Source organism: Paenibacillus sp. B46(2026), assembly GCF_056786355.1.
Genome location: NZ_CM165907.1, coordinates 6,006,754 through 6,033,033, shown reverse-complemented (window position 1 = coordinate 6,033,033; position 26,280 = coordinate 6,006,754). Strand labels below are relative to the sequence as shown.

Below are 26,280 nucleotides of genomic sequence, written 5' to 3'. Positions count from 1 at the left end.
TCATCTGTCCATAATATGCTATACTTTCAATAGTTAAACATAGAGATAAAGTCAGGGGTTTTTAAAATGTTTCAAGCAACAGATACTCCTTTGCTGGAGGCATCAAAAATGAATAATACTTACCTTCTTGACGTCAGCATCATCATCGTCAACTTCAATACACGCCAGCTAACACTGGACTGTCTTGCATCGGTGTATACCTCCCAAACCTCTTACCAATACGAGGTTATTGTCATAGACAATGCGTCTCATGATGGTTCGGTGGAAGCGATTCGTGAGGTGTACCCGGACGTCCAACTTATAGCTAATCAAAACAACACAGGTTTCGCCGTAGCCAATAATCAAGGAATGGAAGTAGCCAAAGGACGCTATATCCTCCTCCTCAATTCTGACACGGTTGTCCAGCCAGATACACTTCACACCATGATCTATTTCATGGATCGCCATCCTGAGATGGGCGCATCTGGCTGCAAGGTGATTCTTCCTGATGGCTCCTTGGATAAGGCTTGTAAGCGTGGATTTCCTACGCCATCGGCATCATTCTATTATGCATTCGGTATTTCTCGTCTCTTCCCGGATCGGCCGAAGTTTAACCAGTACCAGCTCGGACATCTCAGCCCGGACGATGAATATCCGGTTGACTGTCTTGTCGGTGCGTTCATGCTAGTGCGGCGTGAGACGATTGAGCAGGTTGGCGGGTTGGATGAGACGTTCTTTATGTATGGAGAAGATATTGACTGGTGTTATCGCATCAAAGAGGCGGGATGGGGCATTTTTTATTATCCGCGTACATATATTGTGCACTACAAGGGCGGCAGTGCTCGTCGTAAACCTTTGAAAATAACGTATGAATTTCATAGAGCGATGTGGGTGTTCCACCGTAAGCACTACGCGAAGAAGTACAATCTACTCACGAATACGGCTGTGTGGATGGGGATTTCACTCAAGTTTACGTTATCTTTACTACGCAGCAAATTGTCCCTTCCTTCTCGACAAGGGCAGACTGCAACCCGCATGAGAGCGGAGAATGAAGCATCTTCCGAGGTGAACCCATGATTCGGCGTAATCAACGATTCCTAACCCAATTGTATATTGCGGCTGATTTTGGCGTGATTCAGCTTTCATTCTTGCTAGCCTGGTGGCTGAAATTTGAGAGTGACCTATTAACGAACCAAAATCCACTACCTATAGAGAAATATATGATGTGGAGCTTGGTTTACGCAGTTCTTGCCATCATCACAGGACTGATGTCCTCTCTGTATATAGCCAAGCGAAAAAAACGATTTGTAGACGAACTTTGGAAAATCGTTCAGTCTCATGGCATAGCCTTCTTCATGCTGCTGAGCCTGATGTTCTTTTTCAAGGAAGTAAACATCTCTCGTGCATATCTTGCCATGTATATGATTGGCAATATATCATTCACACTGATCTATCGCTATATAGTGAAAGTGCAGCTGAAACGCTTGCGTAAAAAAGGCTTCAATCGTCAGTTTGTGCTCATCCTTGGTGCTGGATCACTGGGCAAGCGTTTCTATGACAACCTTAAGAATTATCCCGAACTTGGATATGAAGTGACTGGATTCCTGGATGATTATCGTCACTGGGATGAGAGTGAACAGAAAAGATACAAACCTATTCTCGGCCGAATCGACGAACTGGAAGAGTTCTTGTCTACGCATCTTGTTGATGAAGTCATTCTGGCATTACCTCTGGATGCTCACGATAAGTATTCGCATATTATCAATGTGTGTGAGAAGGCAGGAGTACGAACTCTAATCATTCCTGATTTCTTTGACTACTTGCCAGCACGACCGCATTTCGATAACTTTGCGGGTATGCCCATGATTAACGTTCGCGACATTCCACTGGATATTGCGGTGAACCGATTGATGAAGCGGGCATTTGACGTTGTGTTTTCTCTAACCGCAATCGTATTGACTTCTCCAATTATGCTTGTTGTTGCTCTAGGTGTCCGACTGACATCATCCGGTCCGATCATCTTCAAACAAGAGCGAGTAGGTCTTAACCGACGCAACTTCATGATGTTCAAATTCCGCTCAATGAAAGTCATTCCTGAAGGCACAATGGACACAGGGTGGTCCACCAAGAATGATCCGCGACGAACGGCTTTTGGCACTTTTATTAGACGCACAAGCCTAGATGAGTTACCTCAATTTTTCAACGTTTTGCTTGGTCATATGAGTGTAGTTGGCCCTAGGCCAGAACGTCCTTACTACGTGAATCAATTCCGAGACGAAATACCGAAATATATGATCAAACACCACGTTCGCCCGGGAATAACAGGATTAGCACAGAGCAAGGGACTACGAGGAGATACCTCAATCGAGGATCGAATTGAACAAGATATCTTTTATATTGAAAACTGGTCTTTATTATTCGATATCAAAATCATATGGGAAACCATTCGAAATGGTCTCAAGAATGCATATTAGGATTACCTAACGGTATTGATTTACAATCTTTCATCCCACCATTTAACAGCCGCCTCCGGGCGGCTATTTTGTTTTGCACCTCCTCCATTCGGGTAGTTAGCTATAAGAAAAACGTCTATCGACGTACTCTCACAGAAGACAGACCGCGTTTAGCTGAAGTTTTTCTTGCGATAATCGAATTGTTCAGCTCCGCTGAAAACTTATAAATTCTATTATCTTCAAAAAGGTACTGAGGATGTGAATGCTATATGAAACGCATTGCCGCCGTTTTAACATTATTAATCGTTACCGTAGGTACTCTCTTTTTTGCCTATGAAAGCCAGAGTGAAGAACAACGGGACGGATTTACCGCTTATAGATTAATAGCCCATGCCATGGGTAGCATTCGTGATCAACCATATACCAATGCCTATGAAGCGATGATCGCCAATTACGAGAAAGGCACACGTGTATTTGAGATCGACTTTATGTTGACCTCGGATCGCAAAGCCGTAGCCAGACATGAGTGGACCGCTAATATGAGCAAAACGCTAGGACAAGACGAAGAACTTTCGGAGGATAAACAGGCCGGGGCGCTGACACATGATGAGTTCACGAATACGCCTATTTTGGGGATGTACCAGCCTATGGATGCAGACGGCATTATAGATGTACTGGCTGAGTACCCGGATATGTATATCGTAACCGACACCAAGGAACAGAAGGATGAGGATATTCAGCAGGTGTTAAGATCCCTCGTGGATGCTGCCAAAGAACATGATCCATCCGTGCTGGATCGGGTGGTTGTACAGATCTATAACGAACCGATGCTTGAAACGGTGAAAGAAGTATATGCATTCCCTTCCATTATCTATACGTTATATGCCACACAGGATACAGAAGATCAGGTTGTTGATTTTGTGCAAATGAATGATATTGATGCCGTGACCATGCCTGAATATAAAGTAAACCATAATTTCGTCGCCAAGCTGAATAATGCAGGCTCAGTCACCTACGTGCATACCATCAATGACACTGAACAGGTGGCTAACTATGAGAAATGGGGCGTGTACGGGGTGTACTCGGACGTGCTGACGGAGCAGGAGCTGGATGAGATGAATACACGTGTTGCCTGGAAACCGTAAAAATTCATGTTTTTCTGTTCCCCTTTTTATACGAACATTGACACTCACTGTCTGCTGACTTAGACTTAGTTTACAAGCTTTCTAGGATGCAGAAGAACCTCTGGAGGAATGTTCGTTGATAGACATGATTAAGCAGTGGAGACATGTATTTAAGCTTGACCCGGACCGTGAAATTACGGACGAAGAACTCGATCTGGTCTGCATGTCGGGGACCGATGCGATTATCGTTGGCGGATCTTCGGGAATTACCTATGATAACACGGTAGACCTGATGTCCCGCGTGCGTCGCTATGAATTGCCCTGTGTGCTTGAAGTATCCGATCTGGAGGCCGTTGTTCCCGGGTTTGACGGTTATCTTATCCCGATGGTCCTGAATGCAACGGATAGCAAATGGATGATTGGGCACCACCAGCAAGCCATAGAGCGTTACGGTTATCTTATCCCTTGGGATTTGCTTATTGCCGAGGGTTATATTGTGCTTAATGCGAACTCCACGGTAGCGCGGTTGACTGGTGCGGATACAGAACTGACGACAGGAGCTGCCGTGGCATATGCCCAAGCTGCAGAACGACTGCTCAATCTTCCCATTGTATATATGGAATACAGTGGAACGTTCGGAGATATGGAGCTTGTTGGTGAGACGCACAGACAACTGGATCGGGCGCACCTCATCTACGGCGGCGGAATTGATGATCCGGAGAAAGCCTCGCAGGCTGCCGAGGTGGCAGATACTGTCGTGGTAGGTAACATTGTGTACAGTGATTTGAATAAAGCACTTGAGACGGTGTTGGCTGTGAAAGGAACCGTGTAATCGGTTTAGTTTACCAATCCCCCATTTTCCCCGTATGATCTGTTAAAATAGAACTTTGCCCTTACTAAAAAGAAGTTATATGAGCGTAATGTCGTTTACACGAGCACGAAGAGTACAGAATAAGCTGGAGAAACGAAGTGCTCGCTAAAAGCTTTCTGTAAGAAAGCTAAATCCTAAGCATACTCTTATTACCTGATATTGTTCTTTTACTAAGAGATTTGTATACAGGAACTATGTTTACACAGAAACGGAGAGTGCAGAAGCAATCTGAAGAAACGAAGTGTTCTCTCAATTCTAATCTCAACTACCCTTAAATATAAGCTAAACTAATTTTTACACGAGAACGTAGAGGACAGAAATAAGCTGAAGAAGCGAAGCGTTCGCCTTTATTACCGGATTTTCACCTTTGAAAAAGTAAATCGAAAAATCCGGGAATAACAGCGATCGGAAGATTATTCTGTCATCGGAGTGGTGAGTGTAACCTATTAATTTTGCTCTATAGACCAACCAACGAAAGGAGCATGCATGCATGCAACCTGTAAATATACATGATGCCGTTGCACGGCTTAACCCCCCTCAACGGCAAGCCGTCGAGGCGACGGATGGCCCGCTGCTGATTATGGCCGGAGCGGGCTCCGGCAAGACCCGTGTGCTGACACACCGGATTGCCTACCTCATTGCAACACGGAAGGCGCCCCCGTGGGGCATTTTAGCGATTACATTTACGAACAAAGCCGCCCGTGAGATGCAAGACCGGGTTTCCCAACTGGTTGGTGGCTCTCAGGGCCGCGACATTTGGGTATCCACGTTCCACTCCATGTGCGTGCGAATTCTGCGTCGTGATATTGAGCGTATTGGCTTTACCTCCAACTTCAGCATTTTGGACTCATCGGACCAATTATCTGTTATTCGCAGCTGTATGAAAGACCAGAATATTGATACGAAGAAGTTTGAGCCCAAAGCAGTTCAATCGATGATGAGCACGGCCAAGAATGAACTGATCAGTCCGGAGCAATATGAGAAGCAGGCAGGAGATTATTTCGAAGGTATTGTGGCGAAGGTATATAAGATGTATCAGAAACGGTTAAGAGCCAACAACTCGCTTGATTTCGACGATCTCATTATGCAGACCATTCAACTGTTCAAGGAAGTGCCTGAGGTCCTCGACTTTTACCAAAAGAAATTCCAGTACATTCACGTGGACGAGTATCAGGATACGAACCGTGCACAGTACATGCTGTGCCGCATGCTCGCTGACAGTCATCACCGCATCTGCGTTGTAGGGGATAGTGACCAGTCGATTTATCGCTGGCGTGGCGCGGATATCAGCAACATCCTGAACTTTGAGAAAGACTACCCTGAAGCAAATACGATTTTGCTGGAGCAGAACTACCGTTCTACTTCCAATATCCTGAATGCAGCGAATGAAGTGATCGGCCTGAATACAGGGCGTAAACCGAAGAAACTGTGGACGGACAAAGAGGGTGGTTCGAAGATCAAGGTGTACCGTGCGGATTCCGAACATGATGAGGGGTATTTTGTCACCTCCGAGATTAGTAAAAATGTGACGAACGGCAAATCCTATCAGAACCATGCCATTTTATACCGTACCAATGCCCAGTCCCGGGTTATAGAGGAAATTCTGATCAAGTCTGATATTCCGTATCAGATTGTTGGCGGCATCAAGTTCTATGATCGTAAAGAGATCAAGGATATTCTGGCGTATCTGCGCCTGTTATCCAACCCCGATGATGATATCAGCCTCACCCGGATCATTAATGTACCGAAGCGTAGCATCGGGGATACAACGGTAGCGAAGCTCGCGGCTGCGGCAGGAGAGCGTGGAATTTCCATTTACCGAGTACTCCAGGTCGTGGATGATCTTGGCTTTGCTGGCCGTACGCGTAATGCGCTGGTGGAGTTCTATGACATGATCGCTGCCCTGCATCAGATGGTAGAGTATCTGTCTGTAACTGAACTGACCGAGAAGATTCTTGAGATGAGCCAATACCGTCTTGAGATGCAAAATGAAAACACACTCGAATCCCGTGCACGGCTGGAGAACATTGAAGAGTTCCTGTCGGTAACGATGGAATTTGAGAAAAATAATGAAGACAAAACGCTCGTTTCGTTCCTCACCGATCTTGCATTGATTGCTGACATCGATAGCATGAACGATGATGAAGAGGATCAGAGCGATGCTGTTACCCTGATGACTATGCACAGCGCCAAAGGTCTGGAGTTCCCGGTTGTCTTTATCGTGGGTATGGAGGAAGGGGTCTTCCCGCATAGCCGTGCCTTTATGGACAATGAAGAGTTGGAAGAAGAACGCCGACTTGCTTATGTGGGGATTACTCGTGCAGAAGAGCAACTCTTCCTGTCCTGTGCGCAGATGCGGACGTTGTTTGGCCGTACCACAGCGAACCCGCCTTCCCGCTTCCTGGATGAAATTCCGGATGAGCTGAAGGAAGACACTTCCATGGCTCGTGATCGTTACCGCCGCGGCAGTAGCGGAGGTGGCTCATATGGTGGACGTGGATTGGGTTCCAGTGGGGGAAGTAACTTTGGTGGTGGCACCAAGCTGTTTGATCACCAAAGCAAGAGCGGTTCATCTGCTACCTCCTCCACGCCAACTTCACGTGTGACCACAAGTACCTCCCGCCCAACATACTCTACGCCATCATCTGCTTCCAAGCCGGTAGCTTCTAATGGTGAAGCAGGGTTTAAGGCAGGAGACAAAGTGCAGCATGGCAAATGGGGGACAGGCACGATTGTTGCAGTCAAAGGTACAGGGAATGATACCGAACTGCAGATTGCATTCCCGGCTCCAGTTGGCGTGAAACGTCTGCTTGCCGGTTTTGCCCCGATTACCAAAGTAGAATAAGAACGAAACTTCCTTTTGCATGATAACGGAGAGAACAGAAATAACTTTCATAAGGAAAATTGCTTTTTTCCTCGTTTTTTCACGGGATTTCTAAACCAGATTGATATGAATAGAAATCTATATAAGTTCAATCTAACATCCACACGATAACGGAGAGAACAGAAATAACTTGAAGAAGCACGGCGTTCGCCTTTATCTCCGGATTTCCACCTTTTAAAATGGATTAAAAGAAATCCGGGGATAACAGCGATCGGAAAGTTATTCTGTTATCGGAGTTCACGTGCAATAGGAGTGTTCGTTCTACATAGATCAAATTAACGGAGGGATGGCCCTGTATGGACCCAATGCACCGGATGGAGCAACTCGTTACCGAGCTGAATCAGCATAACTATCAGTACTACACGATGGATCAGCCACAGATCAGCGACAAGGAGTATGACCTTCTGTACGACGAACTGGTTACGCTGGAACAGGAAAGCGGCATGGTTCTGCCGGATTCTCCAACTCAGCGTGTGGGTGGCGAATTGCTCAAGGGATTTACCCCACATCGCCATTTATCCTCACTATGGAGTCTGGACAAAGCGCAGAATATTGAGCAGCTACGGAGCTGGAATACCCGTGTACTGAAACTGATTAATGACTATAACAGTAAAAATCCGGATACGCCGTTACCGGAACCAGGTTATGTCATCGAGTTGAAGTTTGACGGATTGACGCTGAACTTGACTTACACCAACGGTGAGTTGGTACAAGCCTCTACGCGTGGTAACGGTACGGTGGGCGAAGGGATTTTGGCACAGGTTAGAACGATCCGATCCGTTCCGCTCAAAATTCCTTACACGAGCGGTACGATTGAAGTACAGGGTGAAGGTATCATGAACTTGTCTGTCCTGGATCGATACAATGAGACCGCGGCAGAACCACTCAAGAATGCGCGGAATGCAGCAGCGGGAGCGCTCCGCAACCTCAATCCGAAGGCGACGGCTGAGCGTAGGCTGAATGCTTATTTTTATAACGTAGGTTATTCGGATGACATTCAGTTTGCCAATCATCAGCAGATGATGGATTTCCTGCGTGAGAACCGCTTCAAAGTGAATCCATCCATCACGTATTTCCATGAGTTTGATGATGTAATGGAGCAACTGGCCGCCATTCAGGAGGACCGGGGTCAACTGGACTATCTGATCGATGGAGCTGTTATCAAAATTACGGACATGCGCACCCGCGAGGTGCTGGGGTATACCGATAAGTTCCCTCGATGGGCGGTGGCATATAAATTCGAGGCAGAAGAGACCACGACGGTTCTTAACGCTGTGGTATGGAATGTAGGTCGTACCGGCAAAGTAACTCCGCTGGCACGCGTAGAACCGGTTGAACTTGCCGGGGTAACGGTACAGAACTGTACTCTGAACAATGTCGGCGATATTGAGCGCAAAAATCTGAAGTTTGCTCTGGGCACACGGGTCTTTATCCGTCGCTCCAATGACGTCATTCCTGAAATTCTGGGTAAAGTGACTGAGGAGAGTGATGGCGAGGAGATCATCTTCCCTGAGCAGTGTCCGGCATGTGGATTTCCTCTGGAGCAACGCGGAGCGCATCTATTCTGTAACAATAGACTGGCATGTAAACCGCAAACGGTGGCACGTATTTCCCATTTTGCTTCCCGTGATGCCATGGACATCGAGACGTTCAGTGAGAAAACGGCGATTCAGTTGTATGATGAATTGAACGTACGTGAGCCTGCCGACCTGTATACGTTACAATTTGATGATCTGGTGAAGCTGGAACGGTTTGGGGAAAAGAAAGCCAATAACCTTCTCGCTGCGCTAGAGCACAGTAAGGATCGTGACCTGGCTTCGTTCCTATACTCACTGGGTATTCCGAACACAGGTAAATCTACTACGCGCATGCTCGCTGATCATTATCGAGATCTGCACGCCATTATGAATGCAACCGTGGAAGAACTGGTTGAACTACCAGACGTCGGTGGTATTGTGGCGGAGAGCATCGTGACCTTCTTTGCAGATCCATTTACACAGGCTGCGATTGAGAAAATGCTAAACTTGGGTGTGAAAGCTGAGGCACCTGAGGCGTCAGCCGTTGTTGTTGTGGAAGATTCCTTCTTCAGTGGCAAAACTGTCGTACTGACCGGAACACTTCACCAATTGACGCGGGAAGAGGCGACGCAAAGACTGGAAGCACTCGGAGCGAAGGTGACTGGCAGTGTGTCGAAAAAGACAGATTTGGTTATTGCCGGAGAGAAGGCAGGTAGTAAACTAACCAAAGCCCATGATCTCGGCATTCCTACGATTGAGGATGAGGACGAACTTGTACGTCTTTTGAACCCACAGGATTAAAGTGTAATCAGAGAGTTCATATAAAAAAGGCCCCCGAAGACATGAATATGTGATCGGGGGCTTTTGCTGTGTATTTAAATTTTTTTACAACGAATGCACACTCACCAAACTTAACTGTCTAAGATCCGCTAATATTGTTAGGGATACGCTGAGATGCGCCTGTAAGCCATGCATCCTTGTCATATCCTCGTTCTTCCCAGTAACCGATATGTTCACTGTCGATAAGTTCAATGCGATTTAACCATTTTACCGATTTATAGGCATACATCTGAGGAATGACGAGCCGTACCGGACCACCAAGATCAGCAGGGATAGGTTTGCCATCATGCATGACAGCGACCATAATATCCTCCATCTGCGCTTGATCCATCGTAATGGCATCCGTATACACGCCGTCACCGGAATAAAACTTAACACTATGAGCTTCCGGTTTTACCCCGGCTTGTTTCAAAAGCTGTGCAAGAGAAATGCCTTCCCATGTATTCTTATACACAGACCATCCCGTTACACAGTGGAAATCACTAACCTGTACGGTACGCGCGAGCTTCACGAATTGTTCCCAGTTCCATACCTGTGCCCGTTCAACCAGCCCATCGATTCGGAAAGACCAGTTAGCATTCGAGAAGGATGGTATAGGCGTAACCGTATATACGCGGAAATGACCTTCAGCCCCGCCTCCGATGGGAGGTGAAGAGGCAGACAGCGGTTGTGGCAAAGGAACCATACGGTTAGGATCGTTCTCCAGCATGCTATCAATACTATTATCGATCTTGAGATTTCGTCCTACCCAGGATATAAAAGTAGGACCAAGAGTCACGGCGAGACCAACCCCCACAGCAGAACGGATGAAAGCTCGTCGTGTATAAACTGGTTGTGGTCGCTCCTCTGTTTTGAGGGAATCTTTCTCGGAATTGCGATCAAACTGGGAAGAAGATATAGCAGCGGTAGTTCCGCTTTCCTCCGATATTGAGACATCTGGATCAGCTGGATTTTGAGCTCGTGTTGAAGTTGCATTGGTTTTCACTGCACGACGTGCAGGGTTCTTTAACCATTTGGTTCGAGTGATGGAGTGGTAAATAATATAAGGCAAGCCTATCCAAGTTAGCAGGTCATGGATCAGAAGTGCAGCATTTGACCAACGTGGTCCAGCCAGCTTGAACTGCCATAATACAACACCCGAGAGGAGCCATCCTACCAACAGGGCGAGAACGACTATAGTATTTACCCTCTGCCATGGCCTGTTACGGAGTTGTTTCCAGTGCTTTCCGGCCAAAATCAAGTAATACACTACGGGAGCAAGCATAGCTAGCCCGACGACGATATGTAGCCATTTTAACCATACACGTCCAATTCCGAGTATCTCGCGCCAAAAGCCACCAACCAGCATAAGCCCCGAGATTGCAAGGATCACAACGATCCAGGCATTCCAAGCGTGGATAGAAACCAGTTTTTTGCCATGACCTTTGCGCACATTCTTTAACCATTCTTTCAAGCGCGATCACCCCATGTAGGTTAATAATGAGTTAAGTCTATTCTTTGATATGTAATAGCCAACTGTGATTGGAGTGCGTGTTATCTGAGTAAAGGTACATACGAGATGGTTAACGGTTGTTCATAGTCTAACCATATGAAGAAAATATTCGATTGATCATCCCTATCCTTATATCTATATACCTTATTATAGAGTTTTTGGATCACATTGTTCAAACTAAGAGGAGGGCACGGACCGTTATCCTGATCGGGACTGAGCTAAACCTCATCTAGATCCTTAATTCATTATAGTTATAGAAGTCAGTATTATAGAAATCATCTGTTTCATTTATATGGAATACATTTTAAGGGTATCCCATCTTGGGTTCAGAGAATGTGTTAATCTGTCGAATATAGGTTGGAGATACGGCGCCATTGATGAAGATTTTTATGATATCAGAAGGTTGATTAAAATGCTTGCTAAATAAATCGCTACGTGATATATTATTTCTTGTCGCCTCAAACGAATGATTGTCATAATCATTTGAAAGTTGACGAAAACAAATTGTTGACAGTAAGTTAGTTAACATGATAAGATAAGATTCTTGTCCGGTTGACAAATATCAACATAAACGGACATACAAGTTCCTTGAAAACTGAACAAATGGATAGTAACTTTTTGATTCACAATGAATCGTCAGATTCAAAATGAGCTTATCGCTCTTTTCAATTTATTGGAGAGTTTGATCCTGGCTCAGGACGAACGCTGGCGGCATGCCTAATACATGCAAGTCGAGCGGACTATCAGAGAAGCTTGCTTCTCTGATAGTTAGCGGCGGACGGGTGAGTAACACGTAGGCAACCTGCCCTCAAGTTTGGGACAACTACCGGAAACGGTAGCTAATACCGAATAGTTGTTTTCTTCGCCTGAAGAGAACTGGAAAGACGGAGCAATCTGTCACTTGGGGATGGGCCTGCGGCGCATTAGCTAGTTGGTGGGGTAACGGCTCACCAAGGCGACGATGCGTAGCCGACCTGAGAGGGTGATCGGCCACACTGGGACTGAGACACGGCCCAGACTCCTACGGGAGGCAGCAGTAGGGAATCTTCCGCAATGGGCGAAAGCCTGACGGAGCAATGCCGCGTGAGTGATGAAGGTTTTCGGATCGTAAAGCTCTGTTGCCAGGGAAGAACGCTTGGGAGAGTAACTGCTCTCAAGGTGACGGTACCTGAGAAGAAAGCCCCGGCTAACTACGTGCCAGCAGCCGCGGTAATACGTAGGGGGCAAGCGTTGTCCGGAATTATTGGGCGTAAAGCGCGCGCAGGCGGTCATTTAAGTCTGGTGTTTAATCCCGGGGCTCAACCCCGGATCGCACTGGAAACTGGGTGACTTGAGTGCAGAAGAGGAGAGTGGAATTCCACGTGTAGCGGTGAAATGCGTAGATATGTGGAGGAACACCAGTGGCGAAGGCGACTCTCTGGGCTGTAACTGACGCTGAGGCGCGAAAGCGTGGGGAGCAAACAGGATTAGATACCCTGGTAGTCCACGCCGTAAACGATGAGTGCTAGGTGTTAGGGGTTTCGATACCCTTGGTGCCGAAGTTAACACATTAAGCACTCCGCCTGGGGAGTACGGTCGCAAGACTGAAACTCAAAGGAATTGACGGGGACCCGCACAAGCAGTGGAGTATGTGGTTTAATTCGAAGCAACGCGAAGAACCTTACCAGGTCTTGACATCCCTCTGATCGAATCAGAGATGGTTCTTTCCTTCGGGACAGAGGAGACAGGTGGTGCATGGTTGTCGTCAGCTCGTGTCGTGAGATGTTGGGTTAAGTCCCGCAACGAGCGCAACCCTTATATTTAGTTGCCAGCACTTCGGGTGGGCACTCTAGATAGACTGCCGGTGACAAACCGGAGGAAGGTGGGGATGACGTCAAATCATCATGCCCCTTATGACCTGGGCTACACACGTACTACAATGGCCGGTACAACGGGCTGCGAAATCGCGAGATGGAGCCAATCCCAACAAAGCCGGTCTCAGTTCGGATTGCAGGCTGCAACTCGCCTGCATGAAGTCGGAATTGCTAGTAATCGCGGATCAGCATGCCGCGGTGAATACGTTCCCGGGTCTTGTACACACCGCCCGTCACACCACGAGAGTTTATAACACCCGAAGTCGGTGGGGTAACCGCAAGGAGCCAGCCGCCGAAGGTGGGATAGATGATTGGGGTGAAGTCGTAACAAGGTAGCCGTATCGGAAGGTGCGGCTGGATCACCTCCTTTCTATGGAGAATCGTTTCCTGTAACGGAAACATTCAAATCAGCAGGTTCTAAGAACCTGCAACAGCAACACCGTTACTTATCCATTTGTTCAGTTTTGATGGAATTTGAGGGGCCATAGCTCAGCTGGGAGAGCGCCTGCCTTGCAAGCAGGAGGTCAGCGGTTCGATCCCGCTTGGCTCCACCAAACAATTTCATCTATTTGGCTTGTTCTTTGAAAACTAGATATCGAAACGAAAGTAAATGCGAATTAGAACATTCCTTTTTAGCTGAACTTGTGTAAACAAGTCAAGTGTATAAAGGTAGTTAAATTGCTTTTGCGATGGTATCGGGTGGGAGTGACTTTTGGATTTGGACGCAGTCCAAACCAAGGGAAGCGAGCGACCGAAACCGGAGCAAAATGGTTAAGCTACTAAGAGCACACGGAGGATGCCTAGGCGCTAGGAGCCGATGAAGGACGTGGCGAACAACGAAACTGCCTCGGGGAGCTGTAAGCAAGCTTTGATCCGGGGGTGTCCGAATGGGGAAACCCAGCTGGGGTAATTTCCAGTTACTCACAACTGAATACATAGGTTGTGCAGAGGCATACCAGGGGAACTGAAACATCTAAGTACCCTGAGGAAGAGAAAACAATAGTGATTCCGTCAGTAGCGGCGAGCGAACGCGGAGAAGCCCAAACCAGAGAGCTTGCTCTCTGGGGTTGTGGGACGTCTCACATGGAGTTACAAAGGAACCGGTTAAGCGAAGAGGTCTGGAAAGGCCCGCCAAAGAAGGTAAAAGCCCTGTAATTGAAAGTTGGTTCCCTCCGAGACGGATCCCGAGTAGTGCGGGGCACGTGAAACCCCGTATGAATCCGGCAGGACCATCTGCCAAGGCTAAATACTTCCTAGCGACCGATAGTGAAGCAGTACCGTGAGGGAAAGGTGAAAAGCACCCCGGAAGGGGAGTGAAATAGAACCTGAAACCGTGTGCTTACAAAAAGTCAGAGCCCGTTTTAGGGGTGATGGCGTGCCTTTTGTAGAATGAACCGGCGAGTTACGTTCCCGTGCAAGGTTAAGGTGAAGAGCCGGAGCCGCAGCGAAAGCGAGTCTGAATAGGGCGAGTGAGTACGTGGACGTAGACCCGAAACCGGGTGATCTACCCCTGTCCAGGGTGAAGGTGCGGTAACACGCACTGGAGGCCCGAACCCACGCATGTTGAAAAATGCGGGGATGAGGTGGGGGTAGCGGAGAAATTCCAATCGAACTCGGAGATAGCTGGTTCTCCCCGAAATAGCTTTAGGGCTAGCCTCGGAAAACAGAGTCGTGGAGGTAGAGCACTGATTGGGTGCGGGGCCCGCAAGGGTTACCAAGCTCAGTCAAACTCCGAATGCCATAGACTTACTTCCGGGAGTCAGACAGTGAGTGCTAAGATCCATTGTCAAAAGGGAAACAGCCCAGACCATCAGCTAAGGTCCCCAAGTGTGTGTTAAGTGGGAAAGGATGTGGAGTTGCACAGACAACCAGGATGTTGGCTTAGAAGCAGCCACCATTGAAAGAGTGCGTAATAGCTCACTGGTCGAGTGACTCTGCGCCGAAAATGTAACGGGGCTAAACACACCACCGAAGCTATGGCTTGATGCTTTGCATCAGGGGTAGGGGAGCGTTGTATAAGGGTTGAAGGTGTACCGTAAGGAGCGCTGGACATTATACAAGTGAGAATGCCGGTATGAGTAACGAAAAGATCAGTGAGAATCTGATCCGCCGAAAGCCTAAGGGTTCCTGAGGAAGGCTCGTCCGCTCAGGGTAAGTCGGGACCTAAGGCGAGGCCGAAAGGCGTAGTCGAAGGACAACAGGTCGAAATTCCTGTACCACCGTAAGCCGTTATGAGCAATGGGGGGACGCAGTAGGGTAGTGACGCGGACTGATGGATGTCCGTCTAAGCAGTAAGGCTGATGTGTAGGCAAATCCGCACATTGTAAGGCTGAGCTGTGATGGGGAGTGAAAATTACAGTAGCGAAGGTCATGATCTCACACTGCCAAGAAAAGCCTCTAGCCAGGTGATGGTGCCCGTACCGCAAACCGACACAGGTAGGCGAGAAGAGTATTCTAAGGCGCGCGGAAGAACTCTCGTTAAGGAACTCGGCAAAATGACCCCGTAACTTCGGGAGAAGGGGTGCCCCGGTAGTGTGAATAGCACGAGGGGGCCGCAGTGAAAAGGCCCAAGCGACTGTTTAGCAAAAACACAGGTCTGTGCGAAGCCGTAAGGCGAAGTATACGGGCTGACGCCTGCCCGGTGCTGGAAGGTTAAGGGGAGTGGTTAGGGACTCGTCCCGAAGCTGTGAACCGAAGCCCCAGTAAACGGCGGCCGTAACTATAACGGTCCTAAGGTAGCGAAATTCCTTGTCAGGTAAATTCTGACCCGCACGAATGGCGTAACGACTTGGGCGCTGTCTCAACGAGAGATCCGGTGAAATTTTAATACCTGTGAAGATGCAGGTTACCCGCGACAAGACGGAAAGACCCCATGGAGCTTTACTGCAGCTTGATATTGAATTTGGGTACGATCTGTACAGGATAGGTGGGAGCCTTTGAAGTGTGAGCGCCAGCTTGCATGGAGGCAACGTTGGGATACCACCCTGATCGTATCTAGGTTCTAACCTGGTACCGTAAACCGGTACGGGGACAGTGTCAGGTGGGCAGTTTGACTGGGGCGGTCGCCTCCTAAAGAGTAACGGAGGCGCCCAAAGGTTCCCTCAGAATGGTTGGAAATCATTCGAAGAGTGCAAAGGCATAAGGGAGCTTGACTGCGAGACCTACAAGTCGAGCAGGGACGAAAGTCGGGCTTAGTGATCCGGTGGTACCGCATGGAAGGGCCATCGCTCAACGGATAAAAGCTACCCTGGGGATAACAGGCTTATCTCCCCCAAGAGTCCACATCGACGGGGAGGTTTGGCACCTCGATGTCGGCTCATCGCATCCTGGGGCTGAAGTAGGTCCCAAGGGTTGGGCTGTTCGCCCATTAAAGCGGTACGCGAGCTGGGTTCAGAACGTCGTGAGACAGTTCGGTCCCTATCTGTCGTGGGCGTAGGAAATTTGAGAGGAGCTGTCCTTAGTACGAGAGGACCGGGATGGACGTACCGCTGGTGTACCAGTTGTTCCGCCAGGAGCACCGCTGGGTAGCTATGTACGGAAGGGATAAACGCTGAAAGCATCTAAGCGTGAAGCCCCCCTCAAGATGAGATTTCCCAGTATGTAAGACCCCTTGAAGACGACGAGGTAGATAGGCTGGGGGTGGAAGTGCAGCAATGCATGGAGCTGACCAGTACTAATCGGTCGAGGGCTTATCCAATATGCAAGTTGTAAATCGCAGGTTTCGTTTCGAATCTAGTTTTCAGAGAACAACACTCTGAAGATGCGCTGAACCATTCATCCACACAGCCGTGCCCGGACCGAATGGAACGCGAACGCATTTGTTATACAAATGCCCGTTTGGTGGCGATGGCGGAGGGGTTCCACACGTACCCATCCCGAACACGACCGTTAAGCCCTCTAGCGCCGATGGTACTTGGACCGCAGGGTCCTGGGAGAGTAGGACGCCGCCAAGCGAAGAACCACTGCCGATGATATTCGGTGGTGGTTTTTATTTGTTTATTTTAGGGGATGCGAAAGCATCTCTTATTTGACTTTGCAGGAATCCTCTGACACACTCATAGTGGATACATAGATTGCGTATCAGACTTTCATATGAAAATGATCTCAACATTCTAGAGAACGGGGTGCAGGATGAGATGGAAATTCAGAAATTGACGGTAAATGATTTTGAACCAGCGATGGCACTCTCCGAATATGCTTTTCAAGTGGTAATGAGTGAAGAACAAAAGGAAAAGCGGCGGAGTCAGTTTTCGTCACAGGATATATGGGGTGTATATGAGGATGGCCAGCTAGGAGCCAAACTTCACATTATCCCTTTTCAAACCTATATACATGGAAGATCGTTCGAGATGGGTGGTATTGCCGGTGTAGCCACCTGGCCAGAGTATAGACGCAAAGGTTGGGTAGCGGGTCTGCTGAAGCATGCGTTGGAAGAAATGAACCGTAACAAACAAAGTATCTCGTTCTTGCATCCATTCTCTTTTGGTTTCTATCGAAAGTATGGATGGGAGACCTATGTTGAATTTAAACGATATAAAGTGCCTACAGCACATTTGCCTTCGAAAAAAGCGACACCTGGGACGATTCGGCGTGGCGATCCGGGTCTTGGCATATTAAATCAAGTATATAGTACTTATGCTGAGCGTTATAACGGAACCTTGGTCCGGGATGATGCACGGTGGGAGAATTCAGTTCTTGTTAATGGGACCAGCCAGAAGGCTGTATATTACGATGAAGCTGATACAGCACAAGGTTATCTTCTGTATGAGGTAAAGGAAAAAAAGTTTACCATTAAAGAGATCATCTATCTGAATGAAGAGGCTAGGAAGGGGCTGTGGACCTTCATTGCCAATCATGATTCCATGATTGATGAAGTTACGTTGCAGGCACCAGCCAGTGATACGCTTGCTTTCCAATTGGATAACCCACGAATTCAACAGGAGATTGTACCTTATTTTATGGCACGCATCGTTAGTGTAGAGCAGTTTATATCTCAGTATCCATTTGCAAGCCAGGATTCACCGCTGCAGATTGTTCTTCAGGTAGAAGATGCCCACGCTCCGTGGAATGAAGGGGTATGGCAATTAAACGTGGCAATGAACGGAACGGCGTCCATATGGAAAAAATCTGAGCCAATCACTGATGATCAGACCATTAAGGTGGATATTCAGGCCCTCACTGCGGTGTTGATGGGATATCGCAGACCAACGGAAATGGCACGGATCGGAAGAATTCACGGACCGAACACAGCAATCAAGGATTTGGAACAAGCGATTCCTGAAAGGGAAACCTACTTGCTTGATTTCTTTTGATTACGATTTCTCTTCTTCATTTAACTTGATTAACTTATATAGAAATACGACGTTATTGTAAGACAAATGGACTTCTCCAGCAATTTTGGAGAGGTTTTTTTGTGTCTGGCGAATATTTCGTGTAAAATCGTAAAAAATGAATAGTGACCCCACTTGGCAAACCCACAAAATATGCTATAATGTATATAAAGTCAAAGAAAGTCAAAGTCAACTAAAGGTTTAATACTTAAGTAGCTTTCTTTCTGCAATCTGATGGATGAGCGCCAATATACGGGATTCATTTCATCGGAGGATCAAGGGAATATTAAAGGACCTTCGTGCTTCCTTCGCTCTCCTGTTGACGTCTGTGGAAGCAAGATTCGCTGTTTCCCTGATTGGTTAAATGGGTAGAGAAGGTGTACTCTGTGGGGGCGTGTGGGTCCTTATTGACTTAACGTTTCAGACAGTGGAGGATGATTGGATGCGTAATATCTCTGATATTATCGAACGATATCTGAAGAGTATTTTGCATGAAAGTCCCGAAGGAATGGTTGAAATTCAGCGTAATGATCTGGCAGATCAATTTTCATGTGTACCTTCCCAGATCAATTATGTCATCAGCACACGTTTTACCCTCGAGAAGGGATACCTGGTAGAGAGTAAACGTGGCGGTGGTGGTTATGTTCGCATACAGCGCATTGAATTACCGGCCCAATCAGCTCTGCATAATCATTTGCACCATAGTATTGGTGATGAGATCGGGCAGACTGCTGCCGAAGGTCTGATCTATCAACTGGAAGAAGCACGCTTCTTGAGCAAGCGGGAAGCCCGGTTGATGCGAGCTGCTGTATCTAGAGAGGTAATATTGGTCAAACTTCCTTACCGGGATCAAATTCGTGCCAGAATGTTGAAGGCGATGTTAATATCTTTGCTCGGTAAATGAAAACTATCGGGGTCAAAGGAGGTACATCATTATGCTGTGCCAAGAGTGCAATAAACGTCCGGCGACACTTCATTTTACGAAGATCGTGAATGGAGAGAAGACGGAATTCCATATTTGTGAGTCATGTGCCCGTGAAAAAGGGGAGATGATCCCTGGAACTGCAGGTGGATTTTCCATTCACAACTTGTTGTCCGGGTTGCTCGATTTTGATCCAGCTGGCAAAAGTGGATCTGCAGGATCACCACCTGCTAAAGCACTTCAATGTGAAGAGTGTGGTATGACGTATTCACAATTTAGTAAGATAGGCCGTTTCGGCTGCAGTTCATGTTATAAATATTTTGACAGCCGCCTGGACCCTTTGTTCAAGCGGGTTCATGGTAGTACGTCACATGTGGGCAAAGTGCCTGCACGTGCTGGTGGTCGCATCAAGGTGAAACGGCAAATTGCCGATCTGAAGCGTGAACTTCAGGAGAGCATCGCCCAAGAGGAATTTGAAGAGGCAGCTCAGATCCGTGACCAGATCAGGGAACTTGAAAAAGGAATAGCTCAGGAGTAAAGTTTTTCATGAGTAGGAGGGATGCGTAATGCCTAATCTGCGCTTTACAGAGAAGGCGCTCAGCGACTGGATGCGCAGTGATGCGGCTGATTCCGAAATCGTCATTAGCAGCCGTGTCCGGATCGCACGCAACCTTCAGCATGTTCCCTTTCCGATGTTGGCTTCCAATGAGCAATCGGAAGAGGTGCTGAATAAGCTGAGCGAAGTACTTCAATACGATGAAGTTCATACCTTTGGAGATTTTCATACGCTGAATCTGACCGATATTGGCGAACTCGACAAACGGGTGTTGGTGGAGAAACATCTCATTAGTCCAAGTCTTGCGAATGAATCCAGGAATGGTGCGGTTATTCTCAGTGAGGATGAGTCTGTCAGTATTATGATTAATGAAGAGGATCATCTTCGTATCCAGTGCCTCTATCCGGGGTTCCAGGTGAAAGAAGCCTGGGAGAAAGCTTCCGCAATAGATGATGCTTTTGAAGCGCATGTGGATTATGCTTTTGATGATCGCAGAGGATACTTAACCAGTTGTCCTACCAATGTAGGTACAGGTGTCAGAGCATCGGTTATGATGCACCTGCCTGCCCTGGTGATGACGCAGCAGATAGGCCGTATTTTAACCGCAGTTTCCCAAGTGGGATTGACGGTAAGAGGAATTTACGGCGAAGGCAGCGAAGCTATGGGTAACTTGTTCCAGATCTCGAACCAGATTACATTGGGACAGACCGAACAGGAAGTCATCGAGAACCTGCACGGTGTTGTGTTACAGATGATAGGTCATGAGCGTACAGCCAGAGAACGGTTAATGACCGATTCCAAACTTCGGATTACGGATCGTGTCATGCGTTCTTACGGCATATTGTCCCACGCATCCATTGTTGATTCAAAAGAAGCTGCACAGCGCTTATCGGATGTACGCCTTGGCGTAGATCTCGGTTTACTGGATGGACTGTCCATCACGGTAATGAATGAGCTGAATGTAATGACTCAACCGGGATTTTTGCAAAAAACATTCGGGGAAGATATGCGCACTGATGAGCGTGACATCTACCGTGCTCAGTTGATTCGTGATACGATCAATGCAGCGAAGCAGTCCTAGCTTAGCCTGATATTGTATTGAATTATGGTTTCATGCCGCATTGCGGCTTTTATATAATAAGGCATGTATGAATGCCGAATGACTTTATTCGCAGCAAGGCTGCAAACAAAAATGATATGAAGAATACGACGGGTATTGTTTGAATCCCCTCGTTTTATCCAAAACCATGGAGGTGCAGGAGATATGATGTTTGGAAGATTTACGGAACGGGCCCAAAAGGTGCTCGCACTCGCGCAGGAAGAAGCTGTCCGTCTCGGTCATAATAACATCGGTACTGAGCATATTTTGCTCGGCCTCATTCGTGAAGGCGAAGGCATCGCAGCCAAAGCACTGATCGGCCTGGGACTCGGATTAGAAAAAATTCAGGATGAAGTAGAAACGCTGATTGGCCGTGGCCAAGAGCAACCTACCAACATTGCATATACGCCACGTGCGAAAAAAGTAATTGAACTGTCGATGGATGAAGCTCGTAAATTGGGCCACACCTATGTAGGCACAGAGCATATCCTGCTCGGATTAATTCGTGAAGGCGAGGGTGTTGCAGCACGTGTGCTCAATAACCTGGGTATCAGCCTGAACAAAGCACGTCAACAAGTGCTGCAATTGCTTGGCAGCAGTGAAGCTGTATCCAGTCATAATGGAACACCTGCCAATGTAAGCACACCAACGCTGGACAGTCTGGCACGTGACCTCACGGCTTATGCCAGAGAGAACAACCTGGATCCGGTCATTGGACGTAGCAAAGAAATTGAGCGTGTCATCCAGGTGCTCAGCCGTCGTACCAAGAACAACCCGGTATTGATCGGTGAGCCAGGTGTAGGTAAAACAGCGATTGCTGAAGGCCTTGCACAAAAAATCATTGCGAATGAGATTCCGGAAACATTGCGCGACAAACGTGTAATGACCCTGGATATGGGTTCAGTAGTCGCTGGAACCAAATATCGTGGTGAGTTCGAAGATCGTCTGAAAAAAATCATGGATGAGATTCGCCAAGCAGGTAACATTGTCCTGTTTATCGACGAATTGCATACCTTGATTGGCGCAGGCGGAGCTGAAGGTGCCATCGATGCTTCTAACATTTTGAAACCGGCTCTGGCCCGTGGAGAATTGCAATGTATCGGTGCGACAACACTGGATGAATATCGCAAATACATCGAGAAGGATGCAGCGCTTGAGCGTCGTTTCCAACCGATTACTGTAGATCAGCCTTCTCCGGAAGAAGCGATTCAAATCTTGCACGGCTTGCGTGACCGTTATGAGGCGCATCACCGTGTGAAAATTACGGATGAAGCGATTGTGCAGGCGGTTAAACTGTCTGATCGTTACATTACAGACCGGTTCTTGCCAGACAAAGCGATTGACCTGATTGATGAAGCGGGCTCCAAAGTAAGATTGAACTCTTACACGATCCCACCAAACCTGAAACAACTGGAGAGCCGTCTGGAAGATATCCGTAAGGAAAAAGACGCTGCTGTTCAAAGTCAGGAGTTCGAAAAAGCAGCTGCTCTGCGTGATACGGAACAAAAAATCCGTGAAGAGCTGGATGTAACGAAGAACCAGTGGAAAGAAAAACAAGGTCGCACGGATTCCGAAGTAACACCTGAGGATATCGCACAAGTGGTAGCTAACTGGACAGGAATTCCGGTGAACAAGCTGAAAGAAGAAGAGACACAACGTCTGATGAATCTGGAATCGATTCTGCATGAACGTGTCATTGGCCAGGATGAGGCCGTGAAGTCTGTCAGCCGTGCGGTTCGTCGTGCTCGTGCTGGATTGAAAGATCCAAAACGTCCGATGGGTTCATTCATTTTCCTCGGTCCTACAGGGGTAGGTAAAACGGAGTTGGCTCGTGCTCTGGCTGAAGCGATGTTTGGCGATGAAAATGCAGTAATCCGGATTGATATGTCCGAGTATGGCGAGAAGCATTCGACTTCCCGACTCGTCGGAGCGCCTCCGGGATATGTTGGATACGAAGAAGGTGGTCAGCTGACAGAGAAAGTTCGTCGCAAACCATATTCCGTAGTCCTGCTCGATGAGATCGAGAAAGCACATCCGGAAGTATTCAATATCTTGCTCCAGGTGCTTGAAGATGGTCGTCTCACGGATTCCAAAGGTCGCGTGGTTGACTTCCGGAATACGCTGATTATCCTGACATCCAACGTGGGTGCCGAAGCGATCAAACGTAACTCTACACTTGGCTTCACAGCGGTTGTGGATGCAGGTGCGGATTACGATAACATGAAGGGTAAAGTCATGGATGAGCTGAAGAAAAGCTTCCGTCCAGAGTTCCTTAACCGGATTGATGAAATTATCGTCTTCCACTCTCTGGAACAGAAACACATTGCAGAGATTGTTACCCTCATGAGTGAGGAACTTCGCAAACGACTACGTGAATACGAGGTTGATTTCGAACTCACCGACAATGCCAAGGATTTCCTTGCCAAAGCCGGCTTCGATCCAGCTTACGGTGCGCGTCCGCTTCGTCGGGCGATCCAGAAGCATATCGAGGACAAATTGTCTGAAGAGTTGCTTACAGGTAACGTAATCAAAGGGGATTCATTACTCATTGACGAAGAGAATGGTGCACTGTCTGTAACGAAAAAAGACGTGGTTGTTCCTTCGAACGAGGAAATCGAAACCAAATAATATACAGCAAGCTTTGGAGTTAAACTTCAGCTTGTATTGATCCCTAATCCTTCTCGGCTTCGGCCGGGGAGGATTTTTTGCACTTTGGACAGAAGTCGGACATGATTATGTCAGGAACATGTGTAAACTTTGCGATAATCCTTTACGAAAAATCTCAAACAATGGTAAACTTTTAGTAACCCTGCACGTCAGGGAGTTTGGGTAAAATTCGTCGAATAATGCAAAATGCTGTTATAAAACTAAATTATAGGAGTGCTGAAGTGGCCAAAGTTAAAACCAAGTTTCAATGTACGGAATGCGGCTATGAAGCCCCCAAGTGGTACGGTAAGTGTCCGGGTTGTCAGTCATGGAATTCAATGGTGGAAGAAACAGAGACGGTGGTCAAAACACAAGGGAGAAATTCTCCCCTGTTTGACAGTAAAGATAAACCGCTTCCTATCATAGATATAGATAGCGGTCAGGAACCGCGTGTACAGACTGGAATCGGAGAGTTGAACCGGGTATTGGGTGGCGGAATCGTTCCAGGTTCACTCGTTCTGGTGGGTGGAGATCCGGGTATCGGTAAATCAACGTTGATGTTGCAGACGTCCCATGCTTTAACGCATTCGGGTTTGCGTGTGTTATATGTTTCCGGTGAGGAATCAGTCAAACAAACCAAATTGCGGGCGGACCGTCTCGGGGCACTATCTGCCGAGTTGTATGTACTGTGTGAAACCAATATGGAACGTGTAGAGGAAGCGGTGGATCAGATCCAGCCGCATTTTCTTGTCATCGACTCCATCCAGACGGTATATCTTCCCGAAGTTACCAGTGCACCAGGTAGTGTAGCACAGGTAAGGGAATGTACGTCAAGGTTCATGCGGATTGCCAAAGGCAGAGGCATTGCAACGGTTCTTGTGGGGCATGTTACCAAAGAAGGTGCCATTGCCGGTCCACGTATGTTAGAACATATGGTGGATTGCGTGCTTTATTTTGAAGGAGAACGGCATCATACGTATCGCCTGCTGCGTGCGGTGAAGAACCGTTTTGGTTCCACCAATGAGATTGGTATTTTCGAAATGGGCGAGGATGGACTTCGTGAGGTGGGTAATCCGTCCGAACTCTTTTTGTCGGAACGTCCACTAGGTGTAGCAGGCTCAACAGTAGTCGCCAGTATGGAGGGTACACGTCCTCTGCTCGTGGAATTGCAGGCATTAATCTCAACCACCCATTTCCCTTCTCCCCGCCGTATGGCAACAGGGGTAGATCTGCATCGATTAAATCTGATCATTGCAGTGCTGGAAAAACGGATGGGCATGTTTTTACAGACCCAGGATGCGTATCTGAACGTGGCTGGTGGAGTAAGGCTGGATGAACCCGCTGTAGATTTGGCGGTTGCTGTCAGCATTGCATCCAGTTTAAGAGATGTACCGACCAAGCCGGACGACGTCATCTTTGGCGAGATCGGTCTGACAGGTGAGGTTCGAGCCGTATCACGGGCAGAACAACGAGTGAAGGAAGCCGCAAAGCTGGGCTTCAAGCGAGTCATTTTACCGGAAAAAAGCTTAAAGGGCTGGAAACATCCTCGCGGGATACAACTGATCGGTGTGAATACCGTGGCAGATGCACTAGCGGTTGCTTTAGATTAGGGGGCATAACAAGATGAAAGATTCGAGCCAACTGGATAATATGAACGAATTATTAAGGCTGATCGCACCAGGTACACCTTTCCGCGAAGGTCTGGAAAATGTGCTGCGCGCCAAAACGGGCGCACTGCTTGTTGTAGGATACAGCCCTGAAGTAATGGAAGTGGTGGATGGGGGATTCTCGATTAACTGTGATTTCTCCCCGAACTATCTGTACGAACTCGCCAAGATGGATGGTGCGATTATTCTTAGCGAGGATTTGAAGCGTATTCTTTACGCCAATACCCAGTTAATCCCGGACTCCTCGATCTCTTCGTCAGAGACGGGGATTCGTCACCGGACGGCAGAGCGTGTAGCGAAGCAAACGGGTAAATTGGTCGTATCCATATCACAGCGCCGGAATATCATTACCTTGTATCAGGGAACACTTCGGTATTCCCTCAAGGAAATCGGGGTTATTTTGACCAAAGCGAATCAAGCGATTCAAACCCTGGAGAAATACAAAGCGGTATTAACACAGTCCCTTACGAATCTGAGTGCTTCGGAATTTGAGGAATTGGTAACGATTCCTGAAGTGGTCAATGTGATTCAGCGTACCGAAATGGTGATGCGGATCAAAACCGAAATCAAACGATACATTCATGAGTTGGGGAATGAGGGACGACTCATCTCCATGCAAATGGAAGAACTTGTGGGTACAACGGAAGAAGAGGCTTGGTTGCTGTATAAAGACTATGCCCGTGACGACAGTGATGACAAAATCCGTGAAATTATCGTGGGACTGAAAAGATTGTCAGACGATGAATTGCTGGATGCACATCATATTGTCCGTCTGCTCGGCTATCCTTCTTCAGCGGCTACTTCTGAGGATTCGGTTGCACCTCGCGGATTCAGGGTATTAAATAAGATCCCCCGCCTGCCCAATGTCATTATCCATAACCTGGTGGATCAATTCGAGCAATTGCCTCATGTGATTATGGCTACAATAGAAGAACTGGACGAAGTGGACGGTATCGGTGAAGTTCGTGCCCGGACCATTAAGGAAGGCCTTAAACGTTTGCAGGAGCAGATGTTTATCGATAGACAGATGTAAGGTTTGCCTATATA

The 26,280-nt window shown here is 47.6% G+C and carries 14 protein-coding genes, 1 tRNA gene and 3 rRNA genes; 17 read left to right on the top strand and 1 reads right to left on the bottom strand.

Going from position 1 to position 26,280, the window contains the following annotated elements; translation table 11 throughout:
* Window positions 1-108: 108 nt before the first annotated feature.
* From AC1S8V_RS26815 to ligA, 6 genes are all read left to right on the top strand, one after another.
* Window positions 109-1,056: a glycosyltransferase family 2 protein gene (locus AC1S8V_RS26815; protein ID WP_482071403.1), complete on the top strand. Its 948-nt coding sequence runs from the start codon at window positions 109-111 to the stop codon at window positions 1,054-1,056.
* Window positions 1,053-2,453: an undecaprenyl-phosphate glucose phosphotransferase gene (locus tag AC1S8V_RS26810; protein ID WP_482071402.1), complete on the top strand. Its 1,401-nt coding sequence runs from the start codon at window positions 1,053-1,055 to the stop codon at window positions 2,451-2,453. The genes AC1S8V_RS26815 and AC1S8V_RS26810 overlap by 4 nt, the downstream gene beginning before the upstream one ends.
* A gap of 248 nt (window positions 2,454-2,701) precedes the next feature.
* Entirely contained in the window at window positions 2,702-3,577 is an 876-nt protein-coding gene (locus AC1S8V_RS26805; protein ID WP_482071401.1) for a phosphatidylinositol-specific phospholipase C/glycerophosphodiester phosphodiesterase family protein, read from the top strand.
* A 115-nt stretch (window positions 3,578-3,692) separates the two neighbouring features.
* Window positions 3,693-4,388, top strand: coding sequence for a heptaprenylglyceryl phosphate synthase (pcrB, locus tag AC1S8V_RS26800; protein ID WP_482071400.1), 696 nt, complete (start codon window positions 3,693-3,695; stop codon window positions 4,386-4,388).
* A 529-nt stretch (window positions 4,389-4,917) separates the two neighbouring features.
* Window positions 4,918-7,272 carry a DNA helicase PcrA gene (gene pcrA / locus AC1S8V_RS26795; RefSeq protein ID WP_482071399.1) on the top strand — a complete coding sequence of 785 codons (2,355 nt, stop codon included), beginning with the start codon at window positions 4,918-4,920 and terminating at the stop codon, window positions 7,270-7,272.
* Between the two features lie 335 nt (window positions 7,273-7,607).
* Window positions 7,608-9,629: an NAD-dependent DNA ligase LigA gene (gene ligA, locus AC1S8V_RS26790; RefSeq protein WP_482071398.1), complete on the top strand. Its 2,022-nt coding sequence runs from the start codon at window positions 7,608-7,610 to the stop codon at window positions 9,627-9,629.
* A gap of 118 nt (window positions 9,630-9,747) precedes the next feature.
* On the opposite strand, the gene AC1S8V_RS26785 is transcribed toward ligA, so the two are convergent.
* Window positions 9,748-11,121 (bottom strand): molybdopterin-dependent oxidoreductase, encoded by a 1,374-nt coding sequence (locus AC1S8V_RS26785; RefSeq protein WP_482071397.1) that lies wholly within the window; start codon window positions 11,119-11,121, stop codon window positions 9,748-9,750.
* Between the two features lie 709 nt (window positions 11,122-11,830).
* Between AC1S8V_RS26785 and AC1S8V_RS26780 the strand changes: the two genes are divergently transcribed.
* The 11 genes from AC1S8V_RS26780 (at window position 11,831) to disA (ending at window position 26,266) form a co-directional block, all read left to right on the top strand.
* Window positions 11,831-13,383, top strand: a 16S ribosomal RNA gene (locus AC1S8V_RS26780).
* A 108-nt stretch (window positions 13,384-13,491) separates the two neighbouring features.
* A tRNA-Ala gene (locus AC1S8V_RS26775) sits at window positions 13,492-13,567 on the top strand.
* Window positions 13,568-13,782: 215 nt separating this feature from the next.
* Window positions 13,783-16,710: ribosomal RNA gene (locus AC1S8V_RS26770) — 23S ribosomal RNA — on the top strand.
* 139 nt (window positions 16,711-16,849) lie between these two features.
* Window positions 16,850-16,966, top strand: a 5S ribosomal RNA gene (gene rrf / locus AC1S8V_RS26765).
* Together the 16S, 23S and 5S rRNA genes with 1 tRNA gene alongside form the textbook arrangement of a ribosomal RNA operon.
* Before the next feature lie 183 nt (window positions 16,967-17,149).
* Window positions 17,150-18,325 carry a GNAT family N-acetyltransferase gene (locus AC1S8V_RS26760; protein WP_482071396.1) on the top strand — a complete coding sequence of 392 codons (1,176 nt, stop codon included), beginning with the start codon at window positions 17,150-17,152 and terminating at the stop codon, window positions 18,323-18,325.
* 460 nt (window positions 18,326-18,785) lie between these two features.
* Window positions 18,786-19,247, top strand: a complete 462-nt coding sequence (locus AC1S8V_RS26755) for a CtsR family transcriptional regulator (RefSeq protein WP_482071395.1) — start codon at window positions 18,786-18,788, stop codon at window positions 19,245-19,247.
* Window positions 19,248-19,278: 31 nt separating this feature from the next.
* On the top strand, window positions 19,279-19,803 hold the full coding sequence (gene mcsA / locus AC1S8V_RS26750; protein WP_482071394.1) for a protein-arginine kinase activator protein McsA: 525 nt from the start codon (window positions 19,279-19,281) through the stop codon (window positions 19,801-19,803).
* 28 nt (window positions 19,804-19,831) lie between these two features.
* Window positions 19,832-20,902 (top strand): protein-arginine kinase McsB, encoded by a 1,071-nt coding sequence (gene mcsB / locus AC1S8V_RS26745; RefSeq protein WP_482071393.1) that lies wholly within the window; start codon window positions 19,832-19,834, stop codon window positions 20,900-20,902.
* 183 nt (window positions 20,903-21,085) lie between these two features.
* On the top strand, window positions 21,086-23,548 hold the full coding sequence (locus tag AC1S8V_RS26740) for an ATP-dependent Clp protease ATP-binding subunit (protein ID WP_215077835.1): 2,463 nt from the start codon (window positions 21,086-21,088) through the stop codon (window positions 23,546-23,548).
* 260 nt (window positions 23,549-23,808) lie between these two features.
* Window positions 23,809-25,176, top strand: a complete 1,368-nt coding sequence (radA, locus tag AC1S8V_RS26735; protein ID WP_036671578.1) for a DNA repair protein RadA — start codon at window positions 23,809-23,811, stop codon at window positions 25,174-25,176.
* Window positions 25,177-25,189: 13 nt separating this feature from the next.
* A complete protein-coding gene (disA, locus tag AC1S8V_RS26730) occupies window positions 25,190-26,266 on the top strand; it encodes a DNA integrity scanning diadenylate cyclase DisA (RefSeq protein ID WP_062836168.1) in 1,077 nt (358 codons plus the stop codon).
* Window positions 26,267-26,280 lie beyond the last annotated feature (14 nt).

What these genes read in the sequence shown, in the direction of transcription:
- AC1S8V_RS26815 (WP_482071403.1), top strand. Translation starts at nt 109, where the DNA reads ATGAATAATACTTACCTTCTTGACGTCAGCATCATCATCGTCAACTTC.
- AC1S8V_RS26810 (WP_482071402.1), top strand. Translation starts at nt 1,053, where the DNA reads ATGATTCGGCGTAATCAACGATTCCTAACCCAATTGTATATTGCGGCT.
- AC1S8V_RS26805 (WP_482071401.1), top strand. Translation starts at nt 2,702, where the DNA reads ATGAAACGCATTGCCGCCGTTTTAACATTATTAATCGTTACCGTAGGT.
- pcrA (WP_482071399.1), top strand. Translation starts at nt 4,918, where the DNA reads ATGCAACCTGTAAATATACATGATGCCGTTGCACGGCTTAACCCCCCT.
- ligA (WP_482071398.1), top strand. Translation starts at nt 7,608, where the DNA reads ATGGACCCAATGCACCGGATGGAGCAACTCGTTACCGAGCTGAATCAG.
- AC1S8V_RS26760 (WP_482071396.1), top strand. Translation starts at nt 17,150, where the DNA reads ATGGAAATTCAGAAATTGACGGTAAATGATTTTGAACCAGCGATGGCA.
- AC1S8V_RS26755 (WP_482071395.1), top strand. Translation starts at nt 18,786, where the DNA reads ATGCGTAATATCTCTGATATTATCGAACGATATCTGAAGAGTATTTTG.
- mcsA (WP_482071394.1), top strand. Translation starts at nt 19,279, where the DNA reads ATGCTGTGCCAAGAGTGCAATAAACGTCCGGCGACACTTCATTTTACG.
- mcsB (WP_482071393.1), top strand. Translation starts at nt 19,832, where the DNA reads ATGCCTAATCTGCGCTTTACAGAGAAGGCGCTCAGCGACTGGATGCGC.
- AC1S8V_RS26740 (WP_215077835.1), top strand. Translation starts at nt 21,086, where the DNA reads ATGATGTTTGGAAGATTTACGGAACGGGCCCAAAAGGTGCTCGCACTC.
- disA (WP_062836168.1), top strand. Translation starts at nt 25,190, where the DNA reads ATGAAAGATTCGAGCCAACTGGATAATATGAACGAATTATTAAGGCTG.